Origin of the sequence: Cellulomonas septica (genome assembly GCF_012396155.1) — a bacterium.
GTDB lineage: Bacteria > Actinomycetota > Actinomycetes > Actinomycetales > Cellulomonadaceae > Cellulomonas > Cellulomonas septica.
This window is the reverse complement of sequence record NZ_JAAXOY010000371.1, coordinates 1-3,515: the sequence shown is the minus strand read 5'-3', so window position 1 is coordinate 3,515 and position 3,515 is coordinate 1. Positions and strand designations below refer to the sequence as shown.

Sequence of the window (3,515 nt, the reverse complement as noted above, 5' to 3'; positions counted from 1 at the left end):
CGCCGCGCGGCGCTCCGCGATCGTCGGGCCGGACGTGGCGGCGGCGCCGCTCGTGCCGACGCCGACCGGGACGCGGTCGCCGTCCTTCTTCGCCGACTTGCCGGTGGTCGACGGCGAGACGACGCGGCCGCGACCGGCGTAGCGCACGGTGTCGACGCCGAGGCGGCGCGGGTCGAGGCCGGATGCCGGGTGGCCCTCGCCGAAGAACTTCGTCCGGGCGATCAGCGTCATCATCGGGTGCGTGAAGAGGAACACCACGATCACGTCGATGATCGTCGTGAGCCCCAGGGTGAAGGCGAAGCCCCGGACTCCACCGACGGTGAGCGCGTAGAGCACGATCGCCGCGATGAAGTTGACGGCGTCCGAGGCCAGGATCGTGCGTCGCGCACGCTCCCAGCCGCGCTCGACGGCGGCCTGGAGCGTGCGGCCCTCGCGCAGCTCGTCACGGATCCGCTCGAAGTACACGATGAACGAGTCCGCGGTGATGCCGATCGCGACGATCAGACCGGCGACACCGGGGAGCGACAGGCGGTAGCCCTGCGTCCACGACAGCAGCGTGATGACGCCGTACGTCAGGACAGCCGCCACCACGAGCGACGCGACCGTGAGAAGCCCCAGCGCCCGGTACTGGAGCAGCGAGTAGACGACCACGAGGATCAGGCCGATGAGGCCTGCGATGAGGCCCTTCTGCAGCTGCTCCGAGCCCAGCGTCGCGGAGATCTGCTCCTCGCTCTGGACCGTGAAGCTGAGCGGCAACGAGCCGAAGTTCAGCTGGTTCGCCAGCGTGGCGGCCGACTCCTGCGTGAAGCTGCCCGAGATCTCGGGCTTGCCGTTGGAGATGATCGTCCCGGGCGCGAGGCTCGGTGCCGAGATGACGAGTCCGTCGAGCACGAAGGCGAACTGGTTCTGGGGCGTCGACAGGCCCTGCAGACGCGTCGTCACCTCGGTGAACTCCGTCGTGCCCTTCGAGCTGAACTCGAGGTTGACGACCCACTCACCCGTGGTCGCGCCGGACTGCGTCGTCCGCAGTCCCGAGCTCGCGCTGTCGATCTCCTTGCCCTCGATCTCGACCGGACCCAGGATGAACTTCCCCTGACCCTCCGGGTCGCAGGTCACGAACGCCTTGTCCGGATCGCCCGAGGCGCCACCCGTGAGGTTCTTCGGGTCGGTGCAGTCGAGCGCGTCGTACTCCGCCTGGACCGCGGGCGTCACGTAGTACGCGATGTCGCTCGCGTTGTCGGGCGAGGCCTTGGACGGCGTGTCCGACGGCGCCTCCGACGCGGCGGGCGTCGGCTCGGGCGTCGCCGCGGCGTCCGCAGACGCGTCACCGGCGGCGGCGTCGCCCTCCTCGCCTGCCTGGGCGGCCGCCGACTCGGTCGGCGCGGGGGTCGCGGCCTCGTCCGTCGTGGTGGGCGTGGGCGCCCCGGCGACGAGGACGGGACGGAGCTCCATCTGCGCCGACGTCCGGACGAGGTCGAGGGTCTCCTCGCTCGGGGTGCCTGGCAGCGCGACCACGATGTTGTTGCCCTGGCTCGTGATCTCCGCCTCGGCGACGCCGGACGAGTCCACGCGCTGACGGATCACGGCGATCGCCTGGTTGATCGTCTCGGCCGTGATCGCCCCGGGGTCCTCCGACACCGGCTTGAGGATGATCTGCGTGCCACCCTCGAGGTCGAGCGCGAGGTTGGGCGTCCACGTGGCGTCGGACGTCTTGGTGCCGGCGAAGATCGTGCCGAAGATGGCGACGATCAGGAGCCCGAGCCACAGGAGCGTGCGGACCGGCCGGTGACGGCGGGTAGGAGGGGCCAACGGAGTCTTCTCTCGTGCGCGCACCGGTCACCCAGGTGACCGGTGGGGTCCAGGCCCGGGCGTCGTCACCCGGGCCGTGCGGTTACTTGGTGTCCGGCTCGTCGTCCTTCTTGCGCAGGACGGGCGGGAGCGAGGATAGGTCGTCGGGGACGTCGATGACCTCGTCGTTGGCGCGCGCGATGCGGTCGGCATCAGTCACGGCCTCGTCGTCGGTCGTCTCGTCGTCGGCCTCGTCCGTGTACTCGTCCTCCTCCACGGGCGGGTCGACCTTCTTGGCGATCGCGGCGCGGATCCAGCGCGTGCGGACGCCGGGGGTCGACTCGACGGTGACGACGTCGCCGTCGACCTCCACCACCGTGCCGAACAGGCCGGAGCCGGTCATGATCTCGTCCCCGGGGGCGAGGTTGTTCCGGAACTCCTGCGCCGTGCGCTGCTGCTTGCGGCTGCGGCTCGTCATGAGCCAGAGCAGGCCGAAGGCGACGGCGACGAAGAGGAGGAAGCTGAGGTCCGGCACGAGTACGGCTCCGATCGAGTGGTGTGACTGCGGCAGTCTAGGCGCAGCGGCCCGCCGCTCCAACGTCCGGGCGTGCCGCCCGGTTCCCTCGACGCGCGCCGCCCTCTTCCCCCGACCGGCCGTCAGCCGAACAGGGTGCCCGGACCGGCGACCGGCTCGAGCCCGAGGTGCTCCCAGGCGCCCGGCAGCGCGACGCGTCCGCGCGGCGTCCGGCCGATCAGCCCTTCGCGCACGAGGAACGGCTCGGCGACCGTCTCGACCGTCTCCGGCTCCTCGCCGACCGCCACGGCGAGCGTCGTCAGGCCGACCGGTCCCCCGCCGAACCGGGTGCACAGCGCCGACAGCACGGCGCGGTCCAGGCGGTCGAGGCCACGCTCGTCGACCTCGTACACCTCGAGCGCGGCGCGCGCGGCGCCGAGGTCGAGCGAGCCGTCGCCGCGCACCTCCGCCCAGTCGCGCACGCGGCGCAGCAGGCGGTTGGCGATGCGCGGGGTGCCGCGTGACCGCGACGCGATCTCCGCGGCGGCGTCCGCGGCCAGCGGGGCGCCGAGCAGGCCGGCCGACCGCAGGAGCACGCGCTCGAGCTCGTGGGTCTCGTAGAAGTCGAGGTGGCCGGTGAAGCCGAACCGGTCACGCAGCGGGGCGGGCAGCAGGCCCGCGCGGGTCGTCGCGCCGACGACCGTGAACGGCGGCAGGGCCAGCGGGATCGCGCTCGCACCCGCGCCCTTGCCGACGACGACGTCGACGCGGAAGTCCTCCATCGCGACGTACAGCAGCTCCTCGGCGGGGCGTGCGAGGCGGTGGATCTCGTCGAGGAACAGCACCTCGCCCTCCTCGAGGGAGGACAGGACGGCCGCGAGGTCGCCCGCGTGCTGGATCGCCGGACCGCTGGTGACGCGCAGCGACGTGCCGAGCTCGGCCGCGATGATCATGGCGAGCGTCGTCTTGCCCAGGCCGGGCGGGCCGGACAGGAGCACGTGGTCGGGGGCGCGGCCGCGGCGACGTGCGGCCTGCAGGACGAGCGACAGCTGGTCGCGCACGACGCGCTGCCCGACGAACTCGTCGAGCGAGCGGGGGCGGAGCGCGGCCTCGGCGGCACGCTCGAGGTCGTCCGCTCCGGACCGGACCAGCGACTCGGCGGGCATGGCTGACGACGAGGAGCTCGCGACCTCGTCGGCCGCGACCGGCCCGG

General features: G+C 72.5%; 3 protein-coding genes. All 3 read right to left on the bottom strand.

Going from position 1 to position 3,515, the window contains the following annotated elements:
* Positions 1 to 1,809 (bottom strand): protein translocase subunit SecD (gene secD, locus HGA02_RS13405; RefSeq protein ID WP_168679425.1); only part of this gene is annotated, 1,809 nt, incomplete at its 3' end.
* An 82-nt stretch (positions 1,810 to 1,891) separates the two neighbouring features.
* On the bottom strand, positions 1,892 to 2,323 hold the full coding sequence (gene yajC / locus HGA02_RS13400) for a preprotein translocase subunit YajC (protein ID WP_343035473.1): 432 nt from the start codon (positions 2,321 to 2,323) through the stop codon (positions 1,892 to 1,894).
* 122 nt (positions 2,324 to 2,445) lie between these two features.
* Positions 2,446 to 3,468 (bottom strand): Holliday junction branch migration DNA helicase RuvB, encoded by a 1,023-nt coding sequence (gene ruvB, locus HGA02_RS13395; RefSeq protein WP_168679424.1) that lies wholly within the window; start codon positions 3,466 to 3,468, stop codon positions 2,446 to 2,448.
* Between the last annotated feature and the right edge of the window lie 47 nt (positions 3,469 to 3,515).